General features: G+C 66.5%; 23 protein-coding genes and 1 tRNA gene. 14 read left to right on the top strand and 10 right to left on the bottom strand.

Annotation, left to right across the window (positions count from 1 at the left end; translation table 11 throughout):
• Positions 1–97: 97 nt before the first annotated feature.
• The 4 genes from ACZK0Z_RS19900 to ACZK0Z_RS19885 form a co-directional block, all read right to left on the bottom strand.
• On the bottom strand, positions 98–1,636 hold the full coding sequence (locus ACZK0Z_RS19900; protein WP_197632484.1) for a PH domain-containing protein: 1,539 nt from the start codon (positions 1,634–1,636) through the stop codon (positions 98–100).
• Positions 1,633–2,133, bottom strand: a complete 501-nt coding sequence (locus ACZK0Z_RS19895; protein ID WP_049428937.1) for a PH domain-containing protein — start codon at positions 2,131–2,133, stop codon at positions 1,633–1,635. Before ACZK0Z_RS19895 ends, ACZK0Z_RS19900 begins: the two co-directional genes overlap by 4 nt.
• Positions 2,134–2,208: 75 nt before the next feature.
• The gene (gene ribA / locus ACZK0Z_RS19890) at positions 2,209–3,345 is read right to left on the bottom strand and encodes a GTP cyclohydrolase II RibA (RefSeq protein WP_197632483.1); all 1,137 of its coding nucleotides are present in this window, start codon (positions 3,343–3,345) and stop codon (positions 2,209–2,211) included.
• A gap of 86 nt (positions 3,346–3,431) precedes the next feature.
• Positions 3,432–4,352: a lauroyl acyltransferase gene (locus tag ACZK0Z_RS19885; RefSeq protein ID WP_049429435.1), complete on the bottom strand. Its 921-nt coding sequence runs from the start codon at positions 4,350–4,352 to the stop codon at positions 3,432–3,434.
• Positions 4,353–4,413: 61 nt separating this feature from the next.
• Between ACZK0Z_RS19885 and dtd the strand changes: the two genes are divergently transcribed.
• From dtd to ACZK0Z_RS19855, 6 genes are all read left to right on the top strand, one after another.
• Complete coding sequence (dtd, locus tag ACZK0Z_RS19880; RefSeq protein ID WP_043034581.1) at positions 4,414–4,854, top strand: D-aminoacyl-tRNA deacylase; 441 nt, start codon at positions 4,414–4,416, stop codon at positions 4,852–4,854.
• 90 nt (positions 4,855–4,944) lie between these two features.
• Entirely contained in the window at positions 4,945–6,798 is a 1,854-nt protein-coding gene (rpoD, locus tag ACZK0Z_RS19875) for an RNA polymerase sigma factor RpoD (protein ID WP_049429436.1), read from the top strand.
• A 578-nt stretch (positions 6,799–7,376) separates the two neighbouring features.
• Entirely contained in the window at positions 7,377–7,706 is a 330-nt protein-coding gene (locus tag ACZK0Z_RS19870; protein ID WP_219632053.1) for a hypothetical protein, read from the top strand.
• Between the two features lie 40 nt (positions 7,707–7,746).
• Positions 7,747–7,822: transfer RNA gene (locus ACZK0Z_RS19865), tRNA-Ile, on the top strand.
• Between the two features lie 90 nt (positions 7,823–7,912).
• Positions 7,913–8,554 carry a hypothetical protein gene (locus ACZK0Z_RS19860; protein ID WP_049429448.1) on the top strand — a complete coding sequence of 214 codons (642 nt, stop codon included), beginning with the start codon at positions 7,913–7,915 and terminating at the stop codon, positions 8,552–8,554.
• A 61-nt stretch (positions 8,555–8,615) separates the two neighbouring features.
• On the top strand, positions 8,616–10,391 hold the full coding sequence (locus tag ACZK0Z_RS19855) for a serine hydrolase domain-containing protein (RefSeq protein ID WP_414489364.1): 1,776 nt from the start codon (positions 8,616–8,618) through the stop codon (positions 10,389–10,391).
• Between the two features lie 18 nt (positions 10,392–10,409).
• Here the strand turns inward: ACZK0Z_RS19855 and ACZK0Z_RS19850 are convergent, their stop codons facing one another.
• Positions 10,410–10,802, bottom strand: coding sequence for a DoxX family protein (locus ACZK0Z_RS19850; protein ID WP_100443696.1), 393 nt, complete (start codon positions 10,800–10,802; stop codon positions 10,410–10,412).
• 118 nt (positions 10,803–10,920) lie between these two features.
• Here ACZK0Z_RS19850 and ACZK0Z_RS19845 point away from each other — a divergent pair, with 118 nt between their 5' ends.
• Together ACZK0Z_RS19845 and ACZK0Z_RS19840 are read left to right on the top strand one after the other, a co-directional pair.
• Complete coding sequence (locus ACZK0Z_RS19845; RefSeq protein ID WP_049429450.1) at positions 10,921–11,340, top strand: H-NS histone family protein; 420 nt, start codon at positions 10,921–10,923, stop codon at positions 11,338–11,340.
• A gap of 49 nt (positions 11,341–11,389) precedes the next feature.
• Positions 11,390–11,797 carry a hypothetical protein gene (locus tag ACZK0Z_RS19840; RefSeq protein ID WP_049429451.1) on the top strand — a complete coding sequence of 136 codons (408 nt, stop codon included), beginning with the start codon at positions 11,390–11,392 and terminating at the stop codon, positions 11,795–11,797.
• 23 nt (positions 11,798–11,820) lie between these two features.
• Here the strand turns inward: ACZK0Z_RS19840 and ACZK0Z_RS19835 are convergent, their stop codons facing one another.
• Positions 11,821–12,462, bottom strand: coding sequence for a glutathione S-transferase family protein (locus tag ACZK0Z_RS19835; RefSeq protein ID WP_049429466.1), 642 nt, complete (start codon positions 12,460–12,462; stop codon positions 11,821–11,823).
• Positions 12,463–12,937: 475 nt separating this feature from the next.
• Between ACZK0Z_RS19835 and ACZK0Z_RS19830 the strand changes: the two genes are divergently transcribed.
• Positions 12,938–13,390, top strand: a complete 453-nt coding sequence (locus ACZK0Z_RS19830; protein WP_049429452.1) for a PA2169 family four-helix-bundle protein — start codon at positions 12,938–12,940, stop codon at positions 13,388–13,390.
• A 71-nt stretch (positions 13,391–13,461) separates the two neighbouring features.
• Here ACZK0Z_RS19830 and ACZK0Z_RS19825 read toward each other — a convergent pair whose 3' ends face one another.
• Positions 13,462–16,818, bottom strand: a complete 3,357-nt coding sequence (locus tag ACZK0Z_RS19825) for an autotransporter domain-containing protein (RefSeq protein WP_197632481.1) — start codon at positions 16,816–16,818, stop codon at positions 13,462–13,464.
• A gap of 188 nt (positions 16,819–17,006) precedes the next feature.
• Here ACZK0Z_RS19825 and ACZK0Z_RS19820 point away from each other — a divergent pair, with 188 nt between their 5' ends.
• Both ACZK0Z_RS19820 and ACZK0Z_RS19815 read left to right on the top strand, forming a co-directional pair.
• Positions 17,007–17,207, top strand: a complete 201-nt coding sequence (locus tag ACZK0Z_RS19820) for a hypothetical protein (RefSeq protein ID WP_049429454.1) — start codon at positions 17,007–17,009, stop codon at positions 17,205–17,207.
• A gap of 156 nt (positions 17,208–17,363) precedes the next feature.
• Positions 17,364–17,714: a VOC family protein gene (locus ACZK0Z_RS19815; protein WP_005411161.1), complete on the top strand. Its 351-nt coding sequence runs from the start codon at positions 17,364–17,366 to the stop codon at positions 17,712–17,714.
• Between the two features lie 15 nt (positions 17,715–17,729).
• On the opposite strand, the gene ACZK0Z_RS19810 is transcribed toward ACZK0Z_RS19815, so the two are convergent.
• A complete protein-coding gene (locus ACZK0Z_RS19810; RefSeq protein ID WP_049429455.1) occupies positions 17,730–18,359 on the bottom strand; it encodes a TetR/AcrR family transcriptional regulator in 630 nt (209 codons plus the stop codon).
• Between the two features lie 126 nt (positions 18,360–18,485).
• Between ACZK0Z_RS19810 and ACZK0Z_RS19805 the strand changes: the two genes are divergently transcribed.
• Positions 18,486–19,958, top strand: a complete 1,473-nt coding sequence (locus tag ACZK0Z_RS19805) for an MFS transporter (RefSeq protein WP_049429456.1) — start codon at positions 18,486–18,488, stop codon at positions 19,956–19,958.
• A gap of 11 nt (positions 19,959–19,969) precedes the next feature.
• Here ACZK0Z_RS19805 and ACZK0Z_RS19800 read toward each other — a convergent pair whose 3' ends face one another.
• Complete coding sequence (locus tag ACZK0Z_RS19800; RefSeq protein WP_049429457.1) at positions 19,970–20,263, bottom strand: KGG domain-containing protein; 294 nt, start codon at positions 20,261–20,263, stop codon at positions 19,970–19,972.
• 190 nt (positions 20,264–20,453) lie between these two features.
• Complete coding sequence (locus tag ACZK0Z_RS19795) at positions 20,454–20,918, bottom strand: MarR family winged helix-turn-helix transcriptional regulator (protein ID WP_049429458.1); 465 nt, start codon at positions 20,916–20,918, stop codon at positions 20,454–20,456.
• A gap of 49 nt (positions 20,919–20,967) precedes the next feature.
• On the opposite strand from ACZK0Z_RS19795, the gene ACZK0Z_RS19790 reads away from it, so the two are divergent.
• Positions 20,968–21,879, top strand: a complete 912-nt coding sequence (locus ACZK0Z_RS19790) for a S41 family peptidase (RefSeq protein ID WP_049429459.1) — start codon at positions 20,968–20,970, stop codon at positions 21,877–21,879.
• Positions 21,880–21,977: 98 nt separating this feature from the next.
• A complete protein-coding gene (locus ACZK0Z_RS19785; protein ID WP_005414561.1) occupies positions 21,978–22,871 on the top strand; it encodes an NAD-dependent epimerase/dehydratase family protein in 894 nt (297 codons plus the stop codon).
• The last annotated feature ends 96 nt before the right edge of the window (positions 22,872–22,967 follow it).

Genomic DNA, 22,967 nt, shown 5'->3' with positions numbered 1-22,967 from the left:
CGCTGCGCGCGATAGTCGACTGTCAGTCGACTCTACCGTCGGGCGTCCACGCACGCAGTGATGTCCAGTAGATCCACGCCCTGCGTGGATGCCCGCATCACCAGCGCAGTTTGCGCCGCACCAGCGCGGCCGCCAGTTGATCCATCGCCTGCTGTGCCTCTGCCTGCGGCAGATGATGCAGGGTGAGTGCCACGTCGCCATGTGCACCGGCGGTATCCAGTTGCAGGCTGCTGGTGCCCAGCAGCTTGTCCAGCGGTGAACGCTGCAGGCGCAGGCCCTGCACCTTGTCCAGCTCGGCCCAGCGCCACCAGCGTTTCCACCAGCCGCCGCGCACGGCCACATAGTGCTCGTCCAGATACCAGCCCATGCGCGCCATCTGCCGGTGTGCGACCAATAGTGCGACCGGCAGCCAGGCCAGCACGACCAGGCCCCAGGGGCCCCAACGCCAGTACGCGGCGACGGCCAGCAGTGGCACCAGCAGCAGCGCGCCCAGGCACAGCCGCCACCAGCCGCGCTGCGGAATGGACTGCCATTGCGCTGGCGGCCAGTGCAGCTGGGGTAGCAGGTGCTGCACCAGCTGTGTGCAGTGTTCGCGGGTTGCCAGCGGCGCCAGTTCGCGCAGGGCGCGGTCCTCATCACGCGAAGGGCCACCGGCGGCACTGTCGATGCGCAGCTGGCGCAGCCCGAACCAGCGCTGCAGGGTGCCTTCGCGCAGGGTCCAGGCCTGGATGCGGCGACGTGCCACGCTGCTGCGGGTGCGGCTGAACATCCCGGCCGACACCGTCAGGCGGCGGTCCTGCTCGACGAGGGTGAAGCCGTGGTAGCGCAACAGGGTCAGCACCACTGACAGCACGCGCAGCGCGAGCCAGCCCAGCAGCAGGGCTGCCGCCACCAGCAGGAAGGCGCCGGTCACGCCGGGATGCAGGTGGCTGGCATAGCCGAAGGCCTCACGGCCGCCGCGCTGGATGGCATCGTCCATCACCGGCCGCGGCACCGTCTGGAACAGCACGCCGAACGCGGCCACCGCCAGTGCCCAGCCGCGGTTGGAGAGCAGTCCCATGCGGACCACGTCCCAGCTGGACAGCCGCAGCAGAACGTGTTCGCTGTCGACGTCGGCAATGGGCGGCGCATCCACGGCGTCGTCGGCCTGCGGCGCCTGCCCGCGCTGGCGGACCAGCCGTTCCAGCGCCAGCGCCTGGTCCAGCTTCAGTACCCGCATTTCCGCTTCAGGGCGCACACCGCCGGCCGATTCCAGGCGCAGCTCGGCCACGCCGAACAGGCGGTGCAGCGGGTTCTGCCGCACTTCCACGTTGTGGATGCGGGCGAACGGGATCTCGCGGCGGTTGCGCGCCAACAGGCCACTGCGCACGGTGATCGCATCGCTGCCGATGCGGTAGCGGTAGCTGAGGTACTGCAGCACCGACACCAGGACCAGCGCGGCAATTGCCGTCAGCGGAATCAGCTGGGCCCACATCGGATCGCGGTCGCCGCGCTGGCCGAACACCAGCAGCGCGACCAGCGGCAGCAAATAGTGGCGCAGCTGCATCAGCAGCACGAACAGCCACGACCACGGGTGCAGCCGGTGGTCCTCGGTGCCAGCGGGCAGCGGTGCAGGCAGGGGGGGCGGCAGGCTCACAGGGCGTCGGCGTCCTGGTCGAGCTGGTGGGACAGGGTGTCGCGCAGGCGTTCGGCGTCGGCTTCGTCCAGGCCGCTCACGGTCACCGCACTCATGCGGGTGCCGGCGGTGTGCACGATCAGCGTGGCCAGGCCGGCACGGCGCTCCAGCGGGCCCCGGCGCAGATCGAGATGCTGCACTCGCGAGAGCGGGATACGTGTTTCCAGCTGCCACATGAGGTCGCGGCGCAGGCCCAGGCCCTGTGCGTCCAGCCGCCAACGGGTGCGGACCAGGCGTCGACGGCCCAGCCATGCGCCAAAGGCGATTCCCATGAGCAGTCCGGCTGCAGCGGTCCACAGGCCACCGGGCAGATCGAAGAACCACGCCGCCGCCGCCAGTGGCAGGCCCGGGATGAACAGGCCGCCAAAGGCACCTTCCAGTGCGGCCAGGCGGGCCGCACGTTGCGGCAGTGACTGCCAATCGGTGTCGGGTGGTGCAGGAATCGAGGCGTCGGTCACGCGGGCTCCGTCAGGCAGCAGGGCGGGCGGTAGCGGCCATGGCCGCACCGCGCAGACGGTAGCAGGTCGGCTGCGTTACTGGGCAGCCTGGATCAGCGCATCGACATCCAGCAGGTGGCCGGCGCGGTCGGCCTTGGTGCGCAGGTAGTGCTCGTTCTCGGCGGTGATCTCGCCGGTGACCGGAATGCAGTCCAGCACCTCGATGCCGGCGTTGCGCAGGCGCTGCGCCTTGGTCGGGTTGTTGCTGAGCAGGGCCACGCGGGTGATGCCCAGGCCGCGCAGCATCGCCACCGCGCTGCCATAGCGGCGTTCGTCGGCACCGAAGCCCAACTGCGCATCGGCGTCGATGGTGTCCAGGCCGTCGTGCTGGTAGCCATAGGCGCGCATCTTGGCGGCGATGCCGGTGCCGCGGCCTTCCTGGTCCAGGTACAGCAGCACGCCACCGCCCAGTTCCTTCAGTTTGCGCAGGCCGCGCCGCAGCTGGTCGCCGCAGTCGCACTTGAGTGAACCGAACAGGTCGCCGGTCAGGCACGAAGAATGCACGCGCACCGGCACCACGGCCGACAGATCCGGCTCGCCGACGATGATCGCGACCTGGTCTCGCTGCGCCACGCCGCCGCGGAAGACTGCGAAGGTGGTCATGCCGACGTCGCGCAGCGGCACTGGCGAACGCGCCACCAGTTCGTAGTCGTGGGCCGCATGTGCTGCGCCTTCGGCCAGGTCGCACAGGGCCACCTCGGCCGCACCGTCGAAAGTATGGTCATCGACGTCCAGACGCACCGCGACCATCGCTGGCAGCAGCAGGCCCAGGCGGGCCAGTTCCACCGCGCCGGCATCGAAGGCGTCGCCGGCACTCCAGCCTTCCGGCATCGGACCGGGTTCGCGCAGGTAGCCCAGCGAGGGCAGGGCATCGAAGGCCACACCGCTCAGCGGCAGGCGCGCGCCCTGCGGTGCCTCCACGCCGAGCACGCGGGCACGGGTGGCGGTCAGGAACAGATAATGGCGCTCGCGGGCGGCAGTGGCGAAGGCGGCGAAGCTGCTGGCCGTGGCGCTGTCCAGCGCGATCACCGCCAGGCGCTGGCCCTGGCTATCGTGGAGCAGCACCGGGCGACCGGCACGCAGTTCGGCAACCGCGCGCTCGCAGCGGATCGCGGCCGGATCGCCGAACAGGGAAGAAGCAGCAGACATGGCAGGACCGGGGGAGGCGGACATCGCAGTCTCTATGGGGGCGACGGCGTCGTATTCAACGTGGTGCGGCCGCGGGTAGCAGGGACCGCGCGGCCCGGGGCGCGAGGCCGTCAGTGGGGATGCTCTTCGGTCGCGTAGGGATCTTCCTCATCGCTGCCCGGTGGCCGCAGCGTATAGCGCTTGTAGGTCCACTGGTACTGCGCCGGGTCGCGGCGGGCGATGCGTTCGATGCCGGCGTTGAGGGCGGTGGCCGCCACCAGCGGGTCCGGATCGGCCACGGCCGGGTCGGTCGGCTCGATGTGCAGGGCGAATTCCATGTCCGGCCCGATGCGTTCGCACCAGCCATAGAGCACGGTGGCGCCGGTGCGTTCGGCCAGCCGGTTGACCAGGGTCATGGTCAGCGCCTGCACGCCGAAGAACGGCACGAACACGCCATCGCCGGCCTTGGGCTGCTGGTCGGGCAGGATGCCCGTGGCACCGCCGTCCTTGAGCACCTTGAACAGTTGGCGCACGGCCGGGCCTTCGGCGCGCACCTGCTGCACGTTCTGCCCGCCGCGCACCAGCTGCAGGAAGGCATCGCTGGCTTCGTCCTCCGGCGGCTTGTAGACGATGGCGATCTGCCCGCGCGAGGCCAGCCACTGGTTCAGCAGCTCCCAGTTGCCGTAGTGCGGGGCGGCCACGATCACGCCCTTGCCGCTGGCCAGCGCCGCGTCGTACAGGGCCTCGCCATGGCGCTGCTTCAGGTGCAGGCGCAGGTTGTCGGCCGGCGTCTGGCTCCACAGCCGCAGCGTTTCGATGGCCTGCAGGGCGGTGGAGCGCAGCAGTTCCCGGTGCAGGCGATCGCGGGCAGCGCCGTCCAGCTCGGGGTAGGCCAGCTCCAGGTTGCGCCGGGTGACACGGCTCTCGCGGGCATTGAGGGCGATCCACGCCCACGCCAGGGCGCGCGCGAACGCCCGCAGCAGCGGCCAGGGCAGGCGGGCGAACAGGGTGGTGGCGCGGTAGACCAGCCGGGCTTTGCGTTGCGGATTCATCGGCGCCAGTTTAGCCAAGGGCGCTGCTATCGTGGCCGGCCCTGTTCATTGGAAGCCCACGATGCTCGTCCTGATCCAGCGTGTCAGCCAGGCCGCCGTCCATGTCGACGATGAGGCCGTGGGGCAGATCGGGCCCGGCCTGCTGGCCCTGGTCGGCATGGAGCCGGGCGATACCGAGGCCCAGCTGCGGCGGATGGCCGAGCGCCTGCTGGGCTACCGGGTATTTGCCGACGAGGCCGGGAAGATGAACCGCTCGCTGCGCGATACCGGCGGCGGCCTGCTGCTGGTCAGCCAGTTCACCCTGGCCGCCGACACCCGATCGGGCATGCGGCCGAGCTTCACCACGGCCGCGCCGCCGGACGAGGCTGAACGCGGGTTCAATCGTTTTGTCGAGATCTGTCGTGAAAATCACGCGCCAGGGGTGGAAACGGGCCGATTTGGTGCCCATATGGTCGTCAGCCTGGTCAATGACGGTCCCGTGACCTTCCTTCTCAGGCCCTGAGCCTGCGGGACCACCGCCCGGCAGGCGGGGCCCCGGGCTGGTATAATGCTACGTTCCCTATTTCTCCCTAGCCGGTGGCGCGAGCACTACATGGCCAACGAACGTCCTGCCCAATCCGAAATCAAGCAACTGATCAGCAAGGGCCTGGAACAGGGCTACCTGACCTACGCCGAAGTCAATGACCATCTGCCGGACGACATGGTCGACCCGGAACAGATCGAAGACATCATCGGCATGATCAACGGCATGGGCATCGATGTCCATGAAGTTGCGCCGGATGTGGAAACCCTGCTTCTCAACGATGGCAACACCGGCAACCGCGAAGTCGATGACACCGCGGCCGAAGAAGCTGCCGCCGCGCTGAGCGCGCTCGACACCGAAGGTGGCCGTACCACCGACCCGGTGCGCATGTACATGCGCGAAATGGGCACCGTCGAGCTGCTGACCCGCGAAGGCGAAATCGCCATCGCCAAGCGCATCGAGGAAGGCCTTTCGCAGGTCCAGGCTGCCCTGGGCCAGTTCCCGGTCTCGGTCGAGTCGCTGCTGACCGATTACGAAGCCCACAAGGAAGGCAAGAAGCGCCTGGCCGAAGTGATCGTCGGCTTCAACGACCTGTCCGACGAAGAGCCGGCACCGCCGGCCGCCGCTGCCGATGACAGCAGCGATGCGGACGCCGAGGGCGACGAGGACGAGGACGATGATGTCGAGGGTGGCGAGGAAGAAGCCGCACCGACCGGTCCGGACCCGGAGGAAGTCGCTGCACGCATGCAGGCGTTGAGCGATGCCTTCAACGCCTTCAAGAAGGCCGCGACCAAGGGCGACAAGAAGAACCTGCCGCGCCTGCGCGAAGAGATGTCGGCGGTGTTCGTCACCCTGAAGCTGCCGCTGCCGCTGACCGATGTGCTGACCAAGCAGCTGCGCGACACCATGGCGTCGATCAAGGCCCATGAGCGCCGCGTGCTGAACCTGGCGACCGTCACCGCGCGCATGCCGCGCAAGGACTTCATCCGTTCCTGGGAAGGCAACCAGACCAACCTGGAGTGGGTGGAAGACGCACTGAAGCGCAAGCAGAAGTGGTCGTCGGCCCTGCGCGAAGTGAAGGACCAGATCATCGCCGAACAGCAGGCGACGATCGACATCGAGACGCTGACCCAGCTGGACCTGGAAGAGCTGAAGGAAATCAGCCGTGCCATGGCCTACGGTGAAGCCAAGGCGCGCAAGGCCAAGAAGGAAATGGTCGAGGCCAACCTGCGCCTGGTGATCTCGATCGCCAAGAAGTACACCAACCGCGGCCTGCAGTTCCTCGACCTGATCCAGGAAGGCAACATCGGCCTGATGAAGGCCGTGGACAAGTTCGAATACCGCCGTGGTTACAAGTTCTCGACCTACGCCACCTGGTGGATCCGCCAGGCGATCACCCGCTCGATCGCCGACCAGGCACGCACCATCCGTATCCCGGTGCACATGATCGAGACGATCAACAAGTTGAACCGCATTTCCCGCCAGATGCTCCAGCAGTACGGCCGCGAGGCTACGCCGGAGGAGCTGGCCAAGGAAATGGACATGCCGGAAGACAAGATCCGCAAGGTGATGAAGATCGCCAAGGAGCCGATCTCGATGGAAACCCCGATCGGCGACGACGAGGATTCCCATCTGGGCGACTTCATCGAGGACACCAACGTGGAGTCCCCGATCGAGAACACCACCAACATCAATCTGTCTGAAACCGTGCGCGACGTGCTGGCCGGCCTCACCCCGAGGGAAGCCAAGGTGCTGCGCATGCGCTTCGGCATCGACATGAACACCGACCACACGCTGGAAGAGGTCGGCAAGCAGTTCGACGTGACCCGCGAGCGCATCCGCCAGATCGAAGCGAAGGCCCTGCGCAAGCTGCGTCACCCGAGCCGCTCGGAGCAGCTGCGCAGCTTCCTGGATATCGATTGATATCGGGCGGTTGTTGAAGCGTTGAGAGAAACCCCGCCTGGTGCGGGGTTTTTCTTTTTGGGGTGCCTGCGCTTTCTGTAGAGCCGAGCCATGCTCGGCTGCTGTTCGCGATGACGTATCCGGCGGGTCTTCTTAACGGGCGTCGGCTGCTTGCCGCACCTTGTGACGCAACTGGCCTGAGAATTGTTGAGGCCTTCGCTGCGATTCGCTGCCGTGGGAAGTGGTCATTCAGCCGAAACCCCAAGTGCCTCAATGAAATGAGTAGCCGGATGTGAGTGATAAGCGCACGCAATGTCGCATTCACCAATTGAAGCCTCTAGCCTTCCTTCCACACAGTCCCCGGCAGGTGATCAACACACCGTCGTAGGCGGACTGTCTGCTGCAACAGCAGGCAATCCAAGGTCAAACCGCAACTCTCGCCATTGCGGTGAGCCAAGGGTTTCTGGCCGGGTGGCGCGCAGTCATACAAGACCCTGCAAGGGGGAAAGCTGCGGGCGGCCCTACGACCGTGTTGAAGCGCCCGGTCGCCTCTCTCAACAGGAGGCGGAAGAGGTTCGACGAATCGTAGGAGAGTGAGTATGGAGCTGAAGGAAATTGCTGCCGGGCACGGTAGGCGTGAATCGGACGCGCATGACTGCGCGTTTGCGCCGCTACTGGATTGGGAAGATGTGATGCGCGACGAGCGCGAGGATTCACTGGGATTCGCCCGAAGAGCAACATTGGCGTTGCTGACGCAGTCGGGTGCTGGGTTGCTTGCGAGCTTCGGAGGCGACAAGCAGAAGGGGCTGGAAGAGGCCGGGAGGACGGTGGCGCTGTTCCACGCACACCTGCGGCGGCAGGTGTGGTTTGCGGACGTGGCGGAGAAGCGGTTGGGACGTGCTGCTGAGGCTCTTGCTGCTGCCGGGTAGCCTATCGAGCGCGGCCTCCACTACACTGTGGCGCTGCGCAGGGCCTATAGCTCAACGGTTAGAGCAGGGGACTCATAATCCCTTGGTTTCAGGTTCGAATCCTGATGGGCCCACCAACCGACCTCGCATGACCGGTCGCAGGCCTCATCGCTCACCCCCGCGACCTGCAGCGTCGGTACCATCTGATCCGCACACAGGGATCGACCATGGCCAGCAACGATACCCCGGTGGAAGACTTCACCACCGAAATCGAAGACTGCCGGCACCTGTTTGCCTGGTGCTTGGTCCACTATGGCCAGGTGCCCGAGGCGCAGGCGCTCGAACAGGCACGGAAGCGCTATCCCGACCATAGCCCCGGCCGCGAATACGAACACGCGCTGATCTTCCACGACGAGCCCTGGCACTGGGCGATGCTGCACGTGAAGGGCGAAGGGTATTGGCAGCAGCACCCGGAACTGGCGGAGCCGTCGCTGGGCTACGAAGCCGAATCGGACGCACTGTGCCTGGCCCGCAGTGAGCGGGTCCCACTGCTGGATGAGGACGAGTACCTTGGCGCGCTCGCGCATGCGCGCCACATGCGTGCATGGACGCTGGTCCATCAGGCGGGTCGTTGGCCGGATGAAGCGCGCCAGGAGGCGCTTGGCTACTACGCGTATCATCCGCGCCATCATCGCGGGCGATTTCAGGTTCACGATCCGCGTGACGGCTGGTGCCATGTGATGAGCGCATTGCATGGCAACGACTACTGGGCGCGACCAGAGCTGCGGGAACCGCCACAGGCCTATTGGAGCGAGTCCCGCGCCTTTGTTTTGGCGCAGGGAATCCGCTTGCCGGACCCTCCGGGCTGAGGCCTGCGCAGCCGGCGAAGGTGCAGCACCATCGATCACCGCACTCTATGCCGAATGACACATGCCCTGCTATTTCTGCTGGCGGGAAGATGGCGGCATGCTGAAGTGGAGTGATCTGATGCCTGGTACGCTCAGCCGTCGCACCTTCCTGGCCAATGCCGCGGCTGTTCCTGCGGCCGCGCTCATGCCTACCGGTGTTGCTACCCTGGCGCGGCCAAGCGTCACCACCGCGAGCCTGATCGACGCGGAGCGCGGCGTGATCTGCTCCGCCATGCAAGGCAGCGGCATCGGTGCCGCTGCCGTCTGCCTGGTCGAAGGCGGGCAGGTGCGCTGGACTGAAGGCTTCGGTCACGCATCAGGCCAGGGCAGCGTGCCCGTAGACGCCAGCACGATGTTCAGCATCCAGTCCACCTCGAAGAATTTCGCGGCGGTGGCGGTGCTGTTGGCCGTGCAGGACGGCATCCTTGATCTGGACGCGCCCATTACCCGCTATCTGCCGTCGTTCACGGTGCGCAGCCGCTTCGAGCATGCTCCACAGGAGCGCATCAGCCTGCGCCTGCTGCTTGCCAATCGCGCGGGATTCACGCACGAGGCGCCCCTGGGCAACAACTACGAACCGGCGTCGCCGGGCTTTGATGCGCACGTCCGCAGCATCTCGCAGACATGGCTGCGCTTTCCGGTGGGTACGCGCTATCGCTACTCCAACCTGGGCTTCGACCTTGCCGGTCATGTCCTTGAGCAGGTTGCGGGCATCAGCTATCCGGCCTGGCTGCAGCGCCGGATCTTCGAGCCGCTGGGAATGCACGACAGTACGGCCGATGCCTCGATCTACCTGGCAAGCAAGGGGCGGGCACTGGGAACCCAGGATGGCCATGCGCAGGTACCGCCGGTGACGCCGCTGGTGGTGTCGGGAGGCGTCTGGACCAGTGCCGCCGACATGGCGAAGTATCTTGGCTTCCTGCTCGGTGGCGGCCAAGCCGGTGCGCAGCAGCTGCTTGAGCCCCGTTTCTGGGACGAGATGCATGGTTTCGGCCTGGGCGGTGACTACGGGCTCGGTGTCATGCGCAGCGAACGCCTCTACGGCAGTACACCGGTGCGGCTGCTGCACCACCGCGGCGGGGGCTTCGGATTCGGGTGCGTGTTCACCTACTGCAGGCAGGCAGACGCTGGATTTGCCGCGATGTTCAATCGCGCGACGTCTGCGGGGTACGGCATCGGCGAGCATCTGCTCGATCAGCTGTTGTCGGCGCGTTTCGGGCCCCGTCAGCCGCGTGTGCCCCTGTCAAGCTTGGCGCCGATCAGGTTGAACCAGGACCAGATGCAGCAGATGGCGGGAAACTGGATCGGGCGCAGCGGCAAGGCGAAGATCGTGATTGCCGGAAGCGGTGAACTGCAACTGCATCGTGGGGCGCAAGCTCTGGGCAGCCGTTTTGCGGCCCTCGACGGCGATCAGCTGTTCACCGTGGACACCGATGGAGAGGTTGCGACGTACCGTTACCATGCGGCGACGGAGATGCTGCCGGCGCACCTGGAATGTACGAACGGCGAGGATGGCCTGGACCAGAACGATCCCATCGATGGGTCCACCGGGCCGCACGCGCCCCATTGGCAACCCTGGCTGGGGCGCTATCGCATCGACCAATGGGGGAAACCGTCGATGTCCGTGGTGCTGGAGCAGCGACAGGGCTGGCTGTACATCGATGGCATCCGCCTGGTCACTGAAGTGGAGCCAGGCCTGCTGTTCACCAGCGATGGCGAAGCGGTGGATTTCCGCAGCTCCCCGCCGACATGGCGCAACCTGCGTCTGCAGCGCGTCCAGCCCGTGAGCCAGGGGTGATGGCGGCATGCCGCGTGCTCATCCGCGCCGCCCGCGCCCATCGATGCTGTAGCGCCCGGCCCCGGTGCAGGCCAGCAGCAGGAACCCACCGGCCAACCCCAGATTCTTCAGGAACATGATCTGCTGGGTCTGATCGGCGAAGTTGTGGTGGAAGATGAAAGCGGTGACCACGCTGAAACCTGCCAGCACGACCGACACCAGCCGGGTCTGGAAGCCCAGCAGGATGCACAGGCCGCTGCCGATCTCGAAGGCGATGGTGGGCCACAGCAGGATGCCGGGTACCCCCATGGCTTCCATGTAGCCCTGGGTACCGTTGAGGTCGCCGAGCTTGCCGATGCCGGATACCAGGAACAGCGCCATCAGCAGGATGCGCGCAAGCAGGTAGGCGAGCGAATGCGATGAGTGGCTCACGTCGGTTTCCTCGGAGATGGCTGGCGAAGGCGATCGGAGCCCACCGGCAGTGAAGCCCGTGTCTACGTAGCGGGCAAGGCGCCTTGACAGCTGGCCGCCCGCAGGAGACCTTTCCACCATGACGATCGATATTGAATCGCTCAGCCTTCGGGAGCTGGGCGCCTTGGTGGTTGCCGCTGAACAGCGGAAACAGCTCATTTCCAGCCGCCGCCCGGCCAGCGCGGTGCGGCGGATGTTGAAGTCCGCTGCGGCCGAAGCTGGTTACACCCTCGAAGAACTCTTCGGTGGTGAAGCCTCGGAAACACCTGCGCCCGCGCGCAAGCCCGCCCGCCGCAAATCCGGCAAAGTCGCGCCCAAGTATCGCGACCCGGAATACAAGCGCCTGACCTGGACCGGTCGCGGGCGCATGCCGCGCTGGTTGGCGTCCAAGGTGTCGATGGGCCACAAGGCCACCGATTTCCTGATTCCTGGCTTGGCCAGGCCGACTGCTGGCAAGACCAGCACCCTCGGCAAGCGGACCGTCATCAAGAAGGGATGAGGCTGCGGCGCTGCTACGCTGCCCGGGTCTTTGAACGAAGGAGTGCGGGATGGCAAACGAGGGTGGCATGACGATCACGCCGAAAGTCCTGTACACCGCCGCAGGCGCGGCCGTGCTGGTCAGCCTGTTGGCCTGGGCGGTGGAATGGAGCGGGATGGCCTATGTCTGCCCGTACTGCCGCGTACAACGCACTGTCATCGGTGTGCTGGGCGTGCTGACATTGTTCGCGCGGCCGGGCGGCATCGTCGTGCCCTGGCTTGCATTCGCCAGTGGTGGCTTCGCGTTCGTGGTCGCGGCAATGCAGCACTTCAACGGCTGGAAGCGCATTTCCGCTGGTGATTTCAGCTTCAACGCGCAGTGGTACATCGATCCGTGGCTGCTGTCAGGCTGCGCGATGCTGATCCTGGTGGCGCAGCTGATGCTGGTACAGGCCGCCTGCCGGCGCAGGTTGCCCTGAGTGTTTCCACGCGTGGCGTGGAGCTACCCGTTCTGGAATACCGCCAACTGCGCCGCGAACGCGCGCTGATAGGCGGGACGCTGCGTCGCCCGTGCCACATAGGCAACCAGCAGCGGGTACTCATCGAGCAGACCACTGCTCTTCAGGCGCAACAGCACCGAGACCATCATCAGGTCGCCCACGCCGAACTCGCCGTCAACCCACGCCGCCGCGCCCAACCATGCGGACAGCTGTGAGAGACGCATCCGCACGCGCTCGTCCAGCATCACCAATCGCTGCGCATACCAGGGCTGTTCGCGCTCCAGAACCCAGGCCATCGAGCGCTCGACGATGGGCGGCTCGACTGTGTTCAACGCAGCGAACACCCACATGATCGCGCGCATGCGAGCATCCGGATCGCGCGGCAGCAGGCCAGGGTGTAGCTCGGCCAGGTGCACGGCGATTGCGCCGGACTCGAACAGGACCTGGTCGCCGTCCTGCCAGGTAGGAATCTGCCCGAATGGATTCCGCGCCAGGTGGGCAGGTTGCTTCATTTCGGCGAAGGTGAGCAGCTGCACGTCGTAGGGCACGCCCAGCTCCTCCAGTGCCCAGCGCACGCGCATGTCACGGGGCAGGCCCTGGCCGCGGTCGGGGGAGGTGGCGAAGGCGGTGAGGATGGGGGAGATCGGGGCGCTCCTGCAGGCCGACGGGCCTGCCTCGTCCTGATTCGACGAATGACGGTCCCAGAATCGACATCGTCGATATCGATGTATACGTCGCCTGCACGGACTCTGCACGTACTCGCTGTCGCACATCCATCAGGCTGCCGGGGTCATCCGTGCAGAGAGGTAGGCAGACATGAATACTCCAGGCAAACCCACGCCCAGCTGGCGCCAGCGAAACGTACTGATGGGAGTGCTCGCCGCTGTACTGGTGATCGTGCTGATCATCCTCTTCGTGCCGTGGTGATGCAGGCGAAGGCTGTTCGATGTGAACGGCCAAACGCTGCGGCGTGAGGCAGTCAGTGCGGGTTGGGTGAAGTGACGTGCGCATCAACCGGTACTCACCTGCGAACCACGCCGAGGTGTCCACAGTGTTCCCACAGGCAGCGTCGTGATGCTGCTTTTCTCCCCCGCACATCGATCACACAGGAGCAACGCCATGAGCACCCAGTCCACCATCGAACATCGCCTCAACGACCTGATCGAGATCGCTCGTGACGGCAAGTCGTTCTATGAAGAAGCGGCCACCAAGGTGAAGGATGCCGAGCTGTCGGCCTTGTTCACCCGCATCGCCGGCGTCAAGGGCCGCATCGTCGCGGCACTGAGTGGTTCGGTGGCCGCCAGCGGTGGCAAGCCGGCCGAACATGGCACCATGGTCGGTTCGATGCAGCAGTTCTACGGCAAGGTGCGCGCCGCGTTTGGTGATACCAACTATGGCTACGTGGCCGAACTGGAAGAGTCCGAAGACCGCCTGCTGGGCGCGTTCAAGGATGTGCTGCAGGACAACGATCTGCCGCCGGCGGTACGTCAGGAAGTGACCCAGCTGATGCCGGATGTGCAGGAGTGCCACAACGTCATGCGGGCACGCAAGCATGCGATGAAGGCCGCTTGATCGATCAGGGCGGAACCTGAAAAAAAAGGGGCGGCCGCAAGGCCGCCCCAAACCGTCAAGAGAACACGCGTCTAGAAGCGAACCGACCAGCGCATGTTGGCGCTGTGGTCGCGGCTTTCACTGCCGTACTGGCCGCTGTAACCCAGCTCCAGCTGCTGGCGCGGGGTCAGCCACGCCGACAACCCCAGCTCGGCCACCACGGCGCTGTCGGCAATCGGCGCGCCTTCGACCGCGAACGCGGTGCTGTTGTTGGCGAAGGCAAGGTTGCCCAGCTGGCTGCGGTCGCCCGAGGCGCGGCGATAGCCCACGCCACCACGCAGGTGCAGCCAGCTGTCCTTCTGGAACGATGCCTTCAGGCCCTTGTCGAAGCGCAGGCCAGCGGTGGCGATCGTGGTGCTGGTGTCGTCCACCTTGCCGTGCAGGGCGGCTGCACCACCGCGCTCGTTGATCTGCTTCAGGTCCACCTCCACGCGGGCGACCTGCAGGTAAGGTTCCAGCCCGGCCTCCGGGTCACCAAAGCGGTAGCCGGCTTCGATGAAGGCCTGGCGGGTATGCGCGTTGTAGCGTGCGCTCAGGCTGTCGCTGAACCCTGCGAAGTCGACATCGCGGGTGCTCTTCACCTTGTGCTTGCTCCAGGCGACGCCGCCACGCAGGCCGAAGCCGCCCCAGTTGTGACTGGCATATGCACCGAAGTGGGTGTTGTCGATCTTCGACTTGGCACGACGGGCCTGCTGCTTGACGTCGGTGCGGCCGGTGCCAGCCAGCACGCCGACCTGCCAGCCGGAGAACTCGCGGTCGATACCGACCAGCAGGCCGTTGCTGTTGGCTTCGGTGCGGGCGGTGTTGCTGTTGCCGTCCAGCTTGCTGTTGCCGCCCAGAGCCTGCACCCAGGCGCCGGTGGCGTCGCCCGCATCGGCGCCCGGCGCGACTGCCCCTGCACCGCGCGACAGCGCAGCATCGCGTACGTAGCGGCTGCCTTCCACCAGTGCGAGCGGCGTAGCTGCGTGCAGTTCGCCGCTGAGGCCGTCGAGCACGCCGCCAACCTGCTGCGGGAACAGCTGGGTCAGCGGCTTGGGCAGGCCCTGGCTGATTGCCAGAAGATCGGCGGCCGTCGCTACCGCGCGCTGGTTCGGCGTGGTGGCTGCACTGGCCAGCGTGGCGCCACGCGCCACGTCGATGCGGGTGCCATTGGTACCGTAGGCGAGGCTGAACTTCAGGAACGGCGAGAACGCGCTGAAGTCGGTTTTCGCGAACTGGCCGTTGATGCCACCGTCGGCGCGGATGAAGTTGAACTGCTCGCCGAGATAGTAGATGCCCGGTTCCGGCAACGCGACCAGGGTGCCGCCGAGGGTGGCGGTACCGGTCACATGCAACTTGTCGCTGCGCCCGCCAGGCGCGAGTTCGGCGGCGTAGACGCCGGTCGGGCCCTGCACGTAGTTGCCGTTGACGGTCAGCGTGCCGATCGAATTGCCGGGGGCGATGGTGCCGTCCACCCGGGTGCTGCCCAACGTGCCGATACCCTTCAGCAGGCCGTTGCTGCCGACCGTGGTGGTGCCGCCGGTCTGCATGCCGTTGAAGGACACCACGCCGCCGTTGACGGTCAGGTTGCCGTCCTTCAGCACGCCGCCGGCGCTGACTGTGCTGACGCCACCCGTGGTGATGAGTGCGGTGGCGACCAGGCTGCCGTTGAGCAGGAATTGCCCGGCCTGCACCTCGACCGCGGAGGTGAGGGTGTTGGTGCCGTTCAGCTCCAGCGTACCCTCGCGCAGCAACGTGCCGTTGAAGCTGTTGTTGCCGCTCAGGCGCAGCCAACCGATACCGGATTTGGTCAGCCTGCCGGGGCCGCCGATGTCATTGGTCCAGTCGTCCCAGGCATCGCCTTCCCACACCTTCAGGCCACCGGCCTTCTGGTTCATCACCACGCTGGTATCCACGCGCAGCGAGCCATAGCCCTCGATGGCCCTGCGCAGGTCAACCATGCCCCAGCCATAGATCGGGTCGACGCCTGCGGCACCCAGATCGCGCGCGGTGGTCAGCAGGACGTCGCGCACCTGGGCGTTGTCCAGGTAGGGGAAGCGCTCGATCAACAGGCCGAGTGCACCGGTGATATGGGGGGCGGCCATGGAAGTACCGGTCTTCTGGCCGTAGTCGTACGTGGGATTCTGGCTGTCGATGAGAAGACGGACGTAGTCTGCGGTCTTCTCCAGACGTCCCCGGATGTCACCGGAAACGATGGTGCTCAGGATTGCCGTGCCGGGCGCGGAAATGCACCAGTTGGCTGCAGCGCCGCAGATGCTCGAGCCTGCGTTGATCACGTAGTCGGTTTCGCCATTGGCTGCATTGGGCTGGCGAACGTTGGCGACGGCCAGCCAGTAGGGCTCGATCTCCGGCTTCCAGCGCGGCAACGCCGCGGTGATGCCGGCAACGGCGCCGCTGCCATTGCCGGCCGACCAGACCTGGATCAACTGCGAAGCAGGGGCGTTCGCACTGTCCTTGTAGATGCTTCCGTATACGTCGTAGCCGGCGCCGATGCGTGCGTACTGGGCATCCAGCGCGGCAACGGTCATGTTCCGGGTGGAGATGCCCCAGCTGTGATTGATGGCACGCACGCCCTGTGCCTGCAGCTGTGCGTACATGTCCAGCGTGGCTGCGTCGTCGGGGTCCGTCCGTTCCACGGCTTCAGGCAGGTAGCCTCCGCTCGCCTGGCGCCTCCACTCGTAGTAAGTGTCACCAAATACACGGGCGGTCGTCAGATCGGCACCGAAGGCGACGCCGTGCACCCCCGTGCCATTGCGATTGGCGCCAATGGTTCCGAGGACATGCGTGCCGTGATCGGCATAGCGGAAACCCCATTCACGGCCTGCGGCAATGATGTTGGCCTGCAGGGAAGCAGGCACGCCCGCGCCGAGCGTGTAGTAGTTGATACCCGGTTGATCCCCCTGTGTCTGGCTGCACGCGCCGGTACCGCCGACGGTTCCTGGTGACGCACAGTTCGGGCCGATGGTGATGCTGGAAGTGTTGCGGCCGGCGAATTCGGGGTGAGCCAGTGCCGAGCCGGTGTCGAACAGCGCCAGGCGCACGCCCTTGCCGGTCAGGCCGCGGGCATACGCGTAGTCGGCGCCCATCGCACCCAGTCCCCAGTCGGCGTTGAACTCATCGCTGCGCCAGCTGGCGGCATCGCCCGGATTGCCGAGCAGGGCGGTGCTGGTTGCCGCTGGCGTGGTGGCCGTCGGTGCTGCAGGCGCGCTGACGGCGGGCTGTGCCCAGGCCGCCTGCAGCTGGCGCTGCTGCTGCCATGCGTCGAGCGCTTCGCTGGCCATGACGGGCGATGCGGCTGCAAGCAACAGAGCGCTGGACACCGCCAGGGCGAGGCGGCTGTGCAGCGGGGAGCGGGAGTGGGACGAACGGCCGTGCAGCGGGTGATTCATCGGGCAACTTCCTTGATGGACGGACAACAAGGCCGTTAACGCCAATCCGTGGCGATGTCCCCCATGAATGTGAAAGAAAAATTGTGAACGGGTTAAGTGTGCGTGACAGAGGGCTTCACTTCGTCTCCCCCTGTCCTCGCTAACGTGGTCCGGCCTGGGCTCACCAGGCTTATCAAGGAGTGATGGCGATGCGTGTTATCAGGAAGGTGATCGCAGTGGCGGTACTCGCGTTGGCGTGTACCGGTTCGGTGGCAGTGGCTGGGCCGGTCGAGCCCTGCGACCAGCCCTGCTGGCGGGCGTATCAGATGTGCCTGGCCAGTGGTGCCGATGCCGGTGAATGCCAGCAGGCGTACAACACCTGCGTGGTCGATCTGTGCATGGGCGTGTGAGTCGCGCCGTTTGAGCCGTACGTGGAGCCCCGTCATCGACGGGGCTCTTCTGTTTCAGCGATCGCCTCGGTTGGCGATGCGGGCGTCTGGCCTGAGCCCGCTTGCGGGCCATGCACGCAGCGGCGAGGATGGGGAATCGCATCGGAGCCGCTGCGCATGGCCGTCAAACGTATTGTCGCCAACATCGCCACGCCTGACCCGGCGCGTGCCGCAGCGTTCTATGGCGGGCTGCTGGGCATGCCGGTGGTGATGGATCATGGGTGGATCGTCACCCATGGCGGGCAGGGCAGTGCGCTGGCGCAGGTGAGCTTTGCCAGCGAAGGGGGTTCCGGTACTGCGGTGCCCGACCTGTCGATCGAAGTGGACGACCTGCAGCAGGTGCTGGAGCGCATGCACGCGGCCGGCATCCCGCTGGAGTATGGCCCGGCCGACGAGCCCTGGGGCGTGCGTCGCTTCTTCGTCCGCGACCCGTTCGGGCGGCTGTTGAACATTCTCGCCCACACCTGAGCGGGGAGCGCTGCTTCAGCGGCGACTGCCGCCGCGCGTCGGAGCTGCCGGAACGCCGACCATGCGCAGGCAATCTACTTCCACGGCGGCAATGAAGGCATTGGCATCCTGTGCCGGTGTGGCGATCAGGTCGTCGGTGGCGCCATGCACGCCGGCATAGATCAACGAGGCGGTGACCTGTGGAGCAGGCAGTTGCCACAGTCCGGCTGCGTTGCCCGTTTCGAGGATGCCCAGCAGTTGCTGCTGGATCGCATTGCGCTCGGCGTTGCCGCGCTGGTGGTGGTGATGGTTGGCGTACACCACGTCATGCAACGCGTGGGTGCGCACGTAGATCTCGACGTTGGCGCGGATCCAGGCGCGGAGGCGCGCTGCGCCATCACCGGCAGGGTGCTGCTGCACGGCCCGCTCGACCTCGCCAATGAACTGCTGCGTGTAGCGCTGCGCCAGCGCCTGCAGGATCTCGGTGCGGGAGGCGAAATAGGTATAGAAGGTGCCCTTGGCCACGTCGGCCGCGGCGACGATGTCGCTGATGGTGGTGGCGTCCACACCCTTCGACAGGAACAACGCCTGCGCGGCGTCCATCAGTTCCTCCCGGCGGGTTTCGGCGGGCTTGGTGCGAGGCCTGGCGACAGCTGGGGTCTGCATGGTGGGCGATATGAGGGTGTGACGGCCGCCATTCTAGCGGCCTCTTCGTATTGACTGACCGTCGGTCATTGACCGACGGTCAGTCAGTCGCTAGGATGCGCGCACATCCTCCCCCGGGATCCACGCATGAAACGCCTCCAACGGCCCGCCCTGGTGATGGCGGCCTACCTCGGTACGTTCCTCGCTTCGCTGGACATCAGCATCGTCAACGTGGCCCTGCCAACCCTGCAGCAGGCGCTACGGACCGACATGGCAGGCCTGCAGTGGGTGATCAACGCCTATGCGATCGCACTGTCGGCGCTGATGCTGTCAGCCGGTCCGTTGGGGGATCGCTATGGTCATCGGCGGATGTGGCTGCTGAGCGTCGCCACCTTCACCCTGGGCTCGCTGCTGTGCGCCTGCGCCAAGGACCTTTCGACCCTGGTCGCCGGCCGCGCGGTGCAGGGCGTGGCAGGCGCGCTGTTGATTCCCAGTGCGATGCCGATCCTGAGTCACGCATTTCCCGATCCAGGCCAGCGTGCGCGCGTTATCGGTGGCTGGTCCGCCTTCAGCGCGTTGGCACTGGTGCTCGGCCCGTTGCTGGGCGGTGCACTGGTGCAGCGCGCCGGTTGGCCCAGCATTTTTCTGATCAACCTGCCCTTGGGGCTGCTGGCGCTTGTGCTTGGCGCCTGGGGCATTGCCGAGCGACGCCACCCGCAGCACGCCGCGCTGGATCCGGCCGGGCAGCTGCTCAGCATCGTCGCGCTGGGCGCGCTGTGCTATGGCCTGATCGCGATCGGCGAGCATGGCCTGCTGTCCCGGGTGACGCTTCTGGCGCTGGGCGCCGCAACTGCCGGGCTGATCCTGTTCGGCATCGTCGAACGGCGGGTAGCACGCCCACTGCTGCCGCTGGACCTGTTTGCCGACCGCCGCTTCGGCATGCTCAACCTGGCCTCTTTCGTACTGGGCTTCACCGCCTATGCGAGCCTGTTCTTCCTGTCGCTGTTCTTCCAGCAGGCACAGGGCCACAGCGCCGCGGCGGCGGGCGCACAGCTGGCTCCTCAGTTCCTGTTGATGGGTGTCGTCTCGCTGCTGTTCGGTCGTCTGGTCGCCCACCTCGGCCTGCACGCCGCGCTGGTGATGGGCTACGCCCTGGCCGGGGGGGCGCTGTGCGTGATGGCCACGTTCGAACCGGCTACGTCGCGCGCTTATGCCGGTGCCGTGCTGATGCTGCTTGGCATCGGAATGGGGCTGGCAGTGCCAGCGACCGGCATGGCAATCATGAACAACGCACCGGCCGAACGCGCGGGTATTGCCTCAGCCACGATGAACGCGCTGCGCCAGGCAGGCATGAGCCTGGGCATCGCGTTGCTGGGCAGCCTGATGGGCCAGCGTGCCGTACAGCAGTTCACCGCTTCCGCGCAGGCCGCAGGTCAGCAGCGGCTTGTTGCGCAGGCGCGTGAACTGATCCTGCACCCCGGCTCGATGCACACCACGCCGCAGGTGCTGGCCTGGTACCGCAGTGCGATGGCCAGCGGGTTCGGTTGGGCGATGGCGGCTGCGGGTGCGCTGGCCCTGCTTGTGGCGCTTGGGCTGTATCGGCAGCGTGCCCCGGCCTGATCGTGCGGGGTTCACCGCTGCTGGGGGTGTGGATCCTCTGCACCGTGCTCGATCTGCTGCTGTTGCTGGCGTGCATTGGCGTGGCGTGCGTGCCCGCCTTCGCGTCCGATTGCGGCCATGTGCTGCCGGTCGCGGCTGATCGCTTCGCCGCCCTTGCGGCCTGCAGCACGCGCTTCGTCGGGGCTGAACTCGTGCGCGTTGCCGGAGGCGTGCGCCGCGCGCCCGCCCTTGGCGGCGATCGCGCGCTGTTTGTCCTGGTCCATCGAGGCGAAGCCCCGGTTGGAGCGGTGATTCTGGTCGGTCATGGGACTCTCCTGCTGCAGGGTCGGCGCCGTCGTCAACGGCAGCGCCCATGCTTGGCCATCATGTGCTAAGTCCAGGTCGCCATCCTCGCCATGGCCTTCACGCCACGTGCGCACGCGGTTGATGGCGTGGCCTTACCGGCGAACGCAGCGGGAGATGCCGTCGGCGAAGAGGTGAGGCACCGGCGCAGTGTCAGCGCCGGCGGGCGTCGCGCAGGCGTTGCGCGAATGGCCGCTGCTCCAGAACCTGCAGTGCCTCGCGCAGCACCTGCTCCAATGACTGGCCGAGATCCGCATCGAGGCTGCGTGCGGCGCGTGCGGTGGCCTGCCATTGCGCCTGCAGCGCCGGCAGTGCCTGCAGTGCGTGCGGGCTCAGCTGCAGGATGCGCTCACGGCTGTCTTCGCCGATGACGGCGTGCAGCCAGCCATCGCGCACCATCGCAGCTACCGTCTGGCTGAGCGCCGAATGGCTGAGCCCGCAGGCCAGCGCCAGGTCCTTGATGCGGCAGGGGCCCTGCGCCATCAGCGTGCGCAGCACCGGGGTGTACCGCGGCCGGTAGTCCAGTTGCAGGTCGCGATAGGCCTGCTCGACCGCCGGGTCGAGCTGATCGAGCAGGGCGCGCAACAGGGTGCCCAGGCTGGCATGTTGGAGATCCATGGCCGTAATGATATATAAGTGCTTATATATCATCAACGCGGGGGCGGTCATGGCGGTTTCGTGGATGCTGGGCGCGCTGCTGGCGGCGTCCTGCCCGGCCCAGGACACAGTGCTGCAGGCGGCGGCTACGGCAATAGAGGCGCACTACCTGGACGTGGCCGAAGGCGCGCGCATCGCCGATGCACTGCGTGACTGGTCGAGGCAGCAGCGCTATGTGGACAGCTGCACGGACCCCAAGGGCTTCAGTGCGCGCCTGAACCAGGATCTGGACGTGTTCGACGGCCACTTCCATGTCGAGCGGGTGGATGCCAGCGCCGGCCAGGACGACTGGCTGATGGCCTGGCGTGCGGATGCACGCAGCAATGGTGCGGGCGTGCGCGAGGTGCGGGTGCTGGAAGGCAACATCGGTTACCTGCGGCTGAGCACCTTCTATCCGCTCGATCTGGCACGGCCCAGGCTGGTGGCAGCGTTCACCCTGCTGGCCGATACCCAGGGCCTGGTGCTGGATCTGCGCCAGAACGGGGGCGGAGATGATGGCAGCGCGGACCTGCTGGTGCGTACCCTCTTGGAGTCGGGTGTCACCGCGGTGCAGGTGCTGGAGCAACGTGGCCGGCGTACTCCGGTACCACTGCCGCCAGCAAGCCTTCCGCTGTACCTGAAGCCGCTGGTGATACTGGTCGACCGCCGCACGGGCTCGGCGGCCGAGTTCGTGGCGTATTCGCTGCAGGCCCAGGGACGTGCGCGCATCGTCGGCGGTCGCAGTGGTGGCGCCGCACATATGTTCGATGATCCTGTGCTGCTGCCCGATGGCTATCAGATCAGCATTCCGGACCGGCAACCGATCAATCTGCGCACGGGCGGCAACTGGGAACGGACCGGTGTCGTGCCTGACGTTGCAGGCGGTGACGACCCGCTGTTCATCGCGCGTCAACTGCTGGCGCCGCCGAAGTCGTCAAGATGAACGCACAGTTGTACGTTCGCGCTATCGCAGATGCGTTGTCGCATGCCTAGAATCGAGGCATCCCGGTAGTTCCCGGGCGCTTCGAGTGAATGGACTCAATGAAGATTCTGTTGACCGGCAGTTCCGGGCGGATCGGGCGCGCGATCTTCGGTGCGTTGGCGGCTGCCCATGAAGTGGTGGGCCTGGATCGCAGCCCGTTTGCCACCACGCGCATCATTGCCGATGTCACCGATCATCAAGCCGTCGTGCGCGCGGTGCAGGGTGTCGACGCGGTCATCCATACCGCGGCCCTGCATGCCCCGCACGTTGGCCTGGTACCGGATGCGGTGTTCCAGCAGATCAACGTGGACGCCACTGCGCACCTGCTGCAGGCGGCGCGAGAGGCAGGTGCACGGCGGTTCGTGCTGACCAGTACCACTGCGCTGTACGGCCACGCAGTGGTGGCAGGAGGATGCCGCTGGATCGATGAGGATACCGAGCCGTTGCCGCGAACGATCTACCACCGCAGCAAGCTGCAGGCCGAGGCCCTGGCTGAAGCTGCGGCCGCACCGGACTTCGGCGTGCGCGTGCTGCGGATGGGGCGCTGCTTCCCGGAACCGCCGGAACGGATGGCGATGTTCCGGTTGCATCGTGGGATCGACGCCCGTGACGTGGCCAGTGCCCATGCCGCGCTGCTGCTGGACGAGGGGCCAGCCTTCGCCCGCTACATCGCCTGCGCGGCAACCCCGTTCCGGCGCGAGGATTGCCTGGAACTTGCCACCCAGCCGCGCAACGTACTGGCCCGGCGCGTGCCGCAGCTGCTGGCCGAGTTCGAGCGCCGCGGCTGGCCGTTGCCGCTGAGCGTTGACCGCGTCTACGACAGCGCCCGCATCCGCAGGGAGCTGGGGTGGCAGCCGCGTTTCGGGCCGGACGCCGTGCTGCAGCAGTACGCCGCAGGCAGCATCGAGGTGTTGCCACGCGCGGAGTGGATCAAGGATCGGGTGGCCGAATAGGGGACGCCGGGGCGGGTTCCTGTCCCGTCCCTGAGTGCATTCAGGAATGTGTAGGGCGGTCGCCTCAACCTCGTTGGCAGGCGGCCGCTAACCCGG

This window comes from Stenotrophomonas sp. 116085_Sma (assembly GCF_056479585.1).
Note: the sequence above shows the minus strand (reverse complement) of the source record. Positions and strands in the feature narration are given on the sequence as shown.

Coding starts and splice junctions, on each gene's coding strand:
- ACZK0Z_RS19805 (WP_049429456.1), top strand. CDS start 18,486: ATGAAACGCCTCCAACGGCCCGCCCTGGTGATGGCGGCCTACCTCGGT.
- ACZK0Z_RS19795 (WP_049429458.1), bottom strand. CDS start 20,918: ATGGATCTCCAACATGCCAGCCTGGGCACCCTGTTGCGCGCCCTGCTC.
- ACZK0Z_RS19825 (WP_197632481.1), bottom strand. CDS start 16,818: ATGAATCACCCGCTGCACGGCCGTTCGTCCCACTCCCGCTCCCCGCTG.
- ACZK0Z_RS19885 (WP_049429435.1), bottom strand. CDS start 4,352: ATGAATCCGCAACGCAAAGCCCGGCTGGTCTACCGCGCCACCACCCTG.
- ACZK0Z_RS19790 (WP_049429459.1), top strand. CDS start 20,968: ATGGCGGTTTCGTGGATGCTGGGCGCGCTGCTGGCGGCGTCCTGCCCG.
- ACZK0Z_RS19845 (WP_049429450.1), top strand. CDS start 10,921: ATGACGATCGATATTGAATCGCTCAGCCTTCGGGAGCTGGGCGCCTTG.
- ACZK0Z_RS19840 (WP_049429451.1), top strand. CDS start 11,390: ATGGCAAACGAGGGTGGCATGACGATCACGCCGAAAGTCCTGTACACC.
- ribA (WP_197632483.1), bottom strand. CDS start 3,345: ATGTCCGCCTCCCCCGGTCCTGCCATGTCTGCTGCTTCTTCCCTGTTC.
- ACZK0Z_RS19860 (WP_049429448.1), top strand. CDS start 7,913: ATGGCCAGCAACGATACCCCGGTGGAAGACTTCACCACCGAAATCGAA.
- ACZK0Z_RS19870 (WP_219632053.1), top strand. CDS start 7,377: ATGGAGCTGAAGGAAATTGCTGCCGGGCACGGTAGGCGTGAATCGGAC.
- ACZK0Z_RS19785 (WP_005414561.1), top strand. CDS start 21,978: ATGAAGATTCTGTTGACCGGCAGTTCCGGGCGGATCGGGCGCGCGATC.
- ACZK0Z_RS19855 (WP_414489364.1), top strand. CDS start 8,616: ATGCCCTGCTATTTCTGCTGGCGGGAAGATGGCGGCATGCTGAAGTGG.
- ACZK0Z_RS19830 (WP_049429452.1), top strand. CDS start 12,938: ATGAGCACCCAGTCCACCATCGAACATCGCCTCAACGACCTGATCGAG.
- ACZK0Z_RS19820 (WP_049429454.1), top strand. CDS start 17,007: ATGCGTGTTATCAGGAAGGTGATCGCAGTGGCGGTACTCGCGTTGGCG.
- dtd (WP_043034581.1), top strand. CDS start 4,414: ATGCTCGTCCTGATCCAGCGTGTCAGCCAGGCCGCCGTCCATGTCGAC.
- ACZK0Z_RS19800 (WP_049429457.1), bottom strand. CDS start 20,263: ATGACCGACCAGAATCACCGCTCCAACCGGGGCTTCGCCTCGATGGAC.
- rpoD (WP_049429436.1), top strand. CDS start 4,945: ATGGCCAACGAACGTCCTGCCCAATCCGAAATCAAGCAACTGATCAGC.
- ACZK0Z_RS19810 (WP_049429455.1), bottom strand. CDS start 18,359: ATGCAGACCCCAGCTGTCGCCAGGCCTCGCACCAAGCCCGCCGAAACC.
- ACZK0Z_RS19815 (WP_005411161.1), top strand. CDS start 17,364: ATGGCCGTCAAACGTATTGTCGCCAACATCGCCACGCCTGACCCGGCG.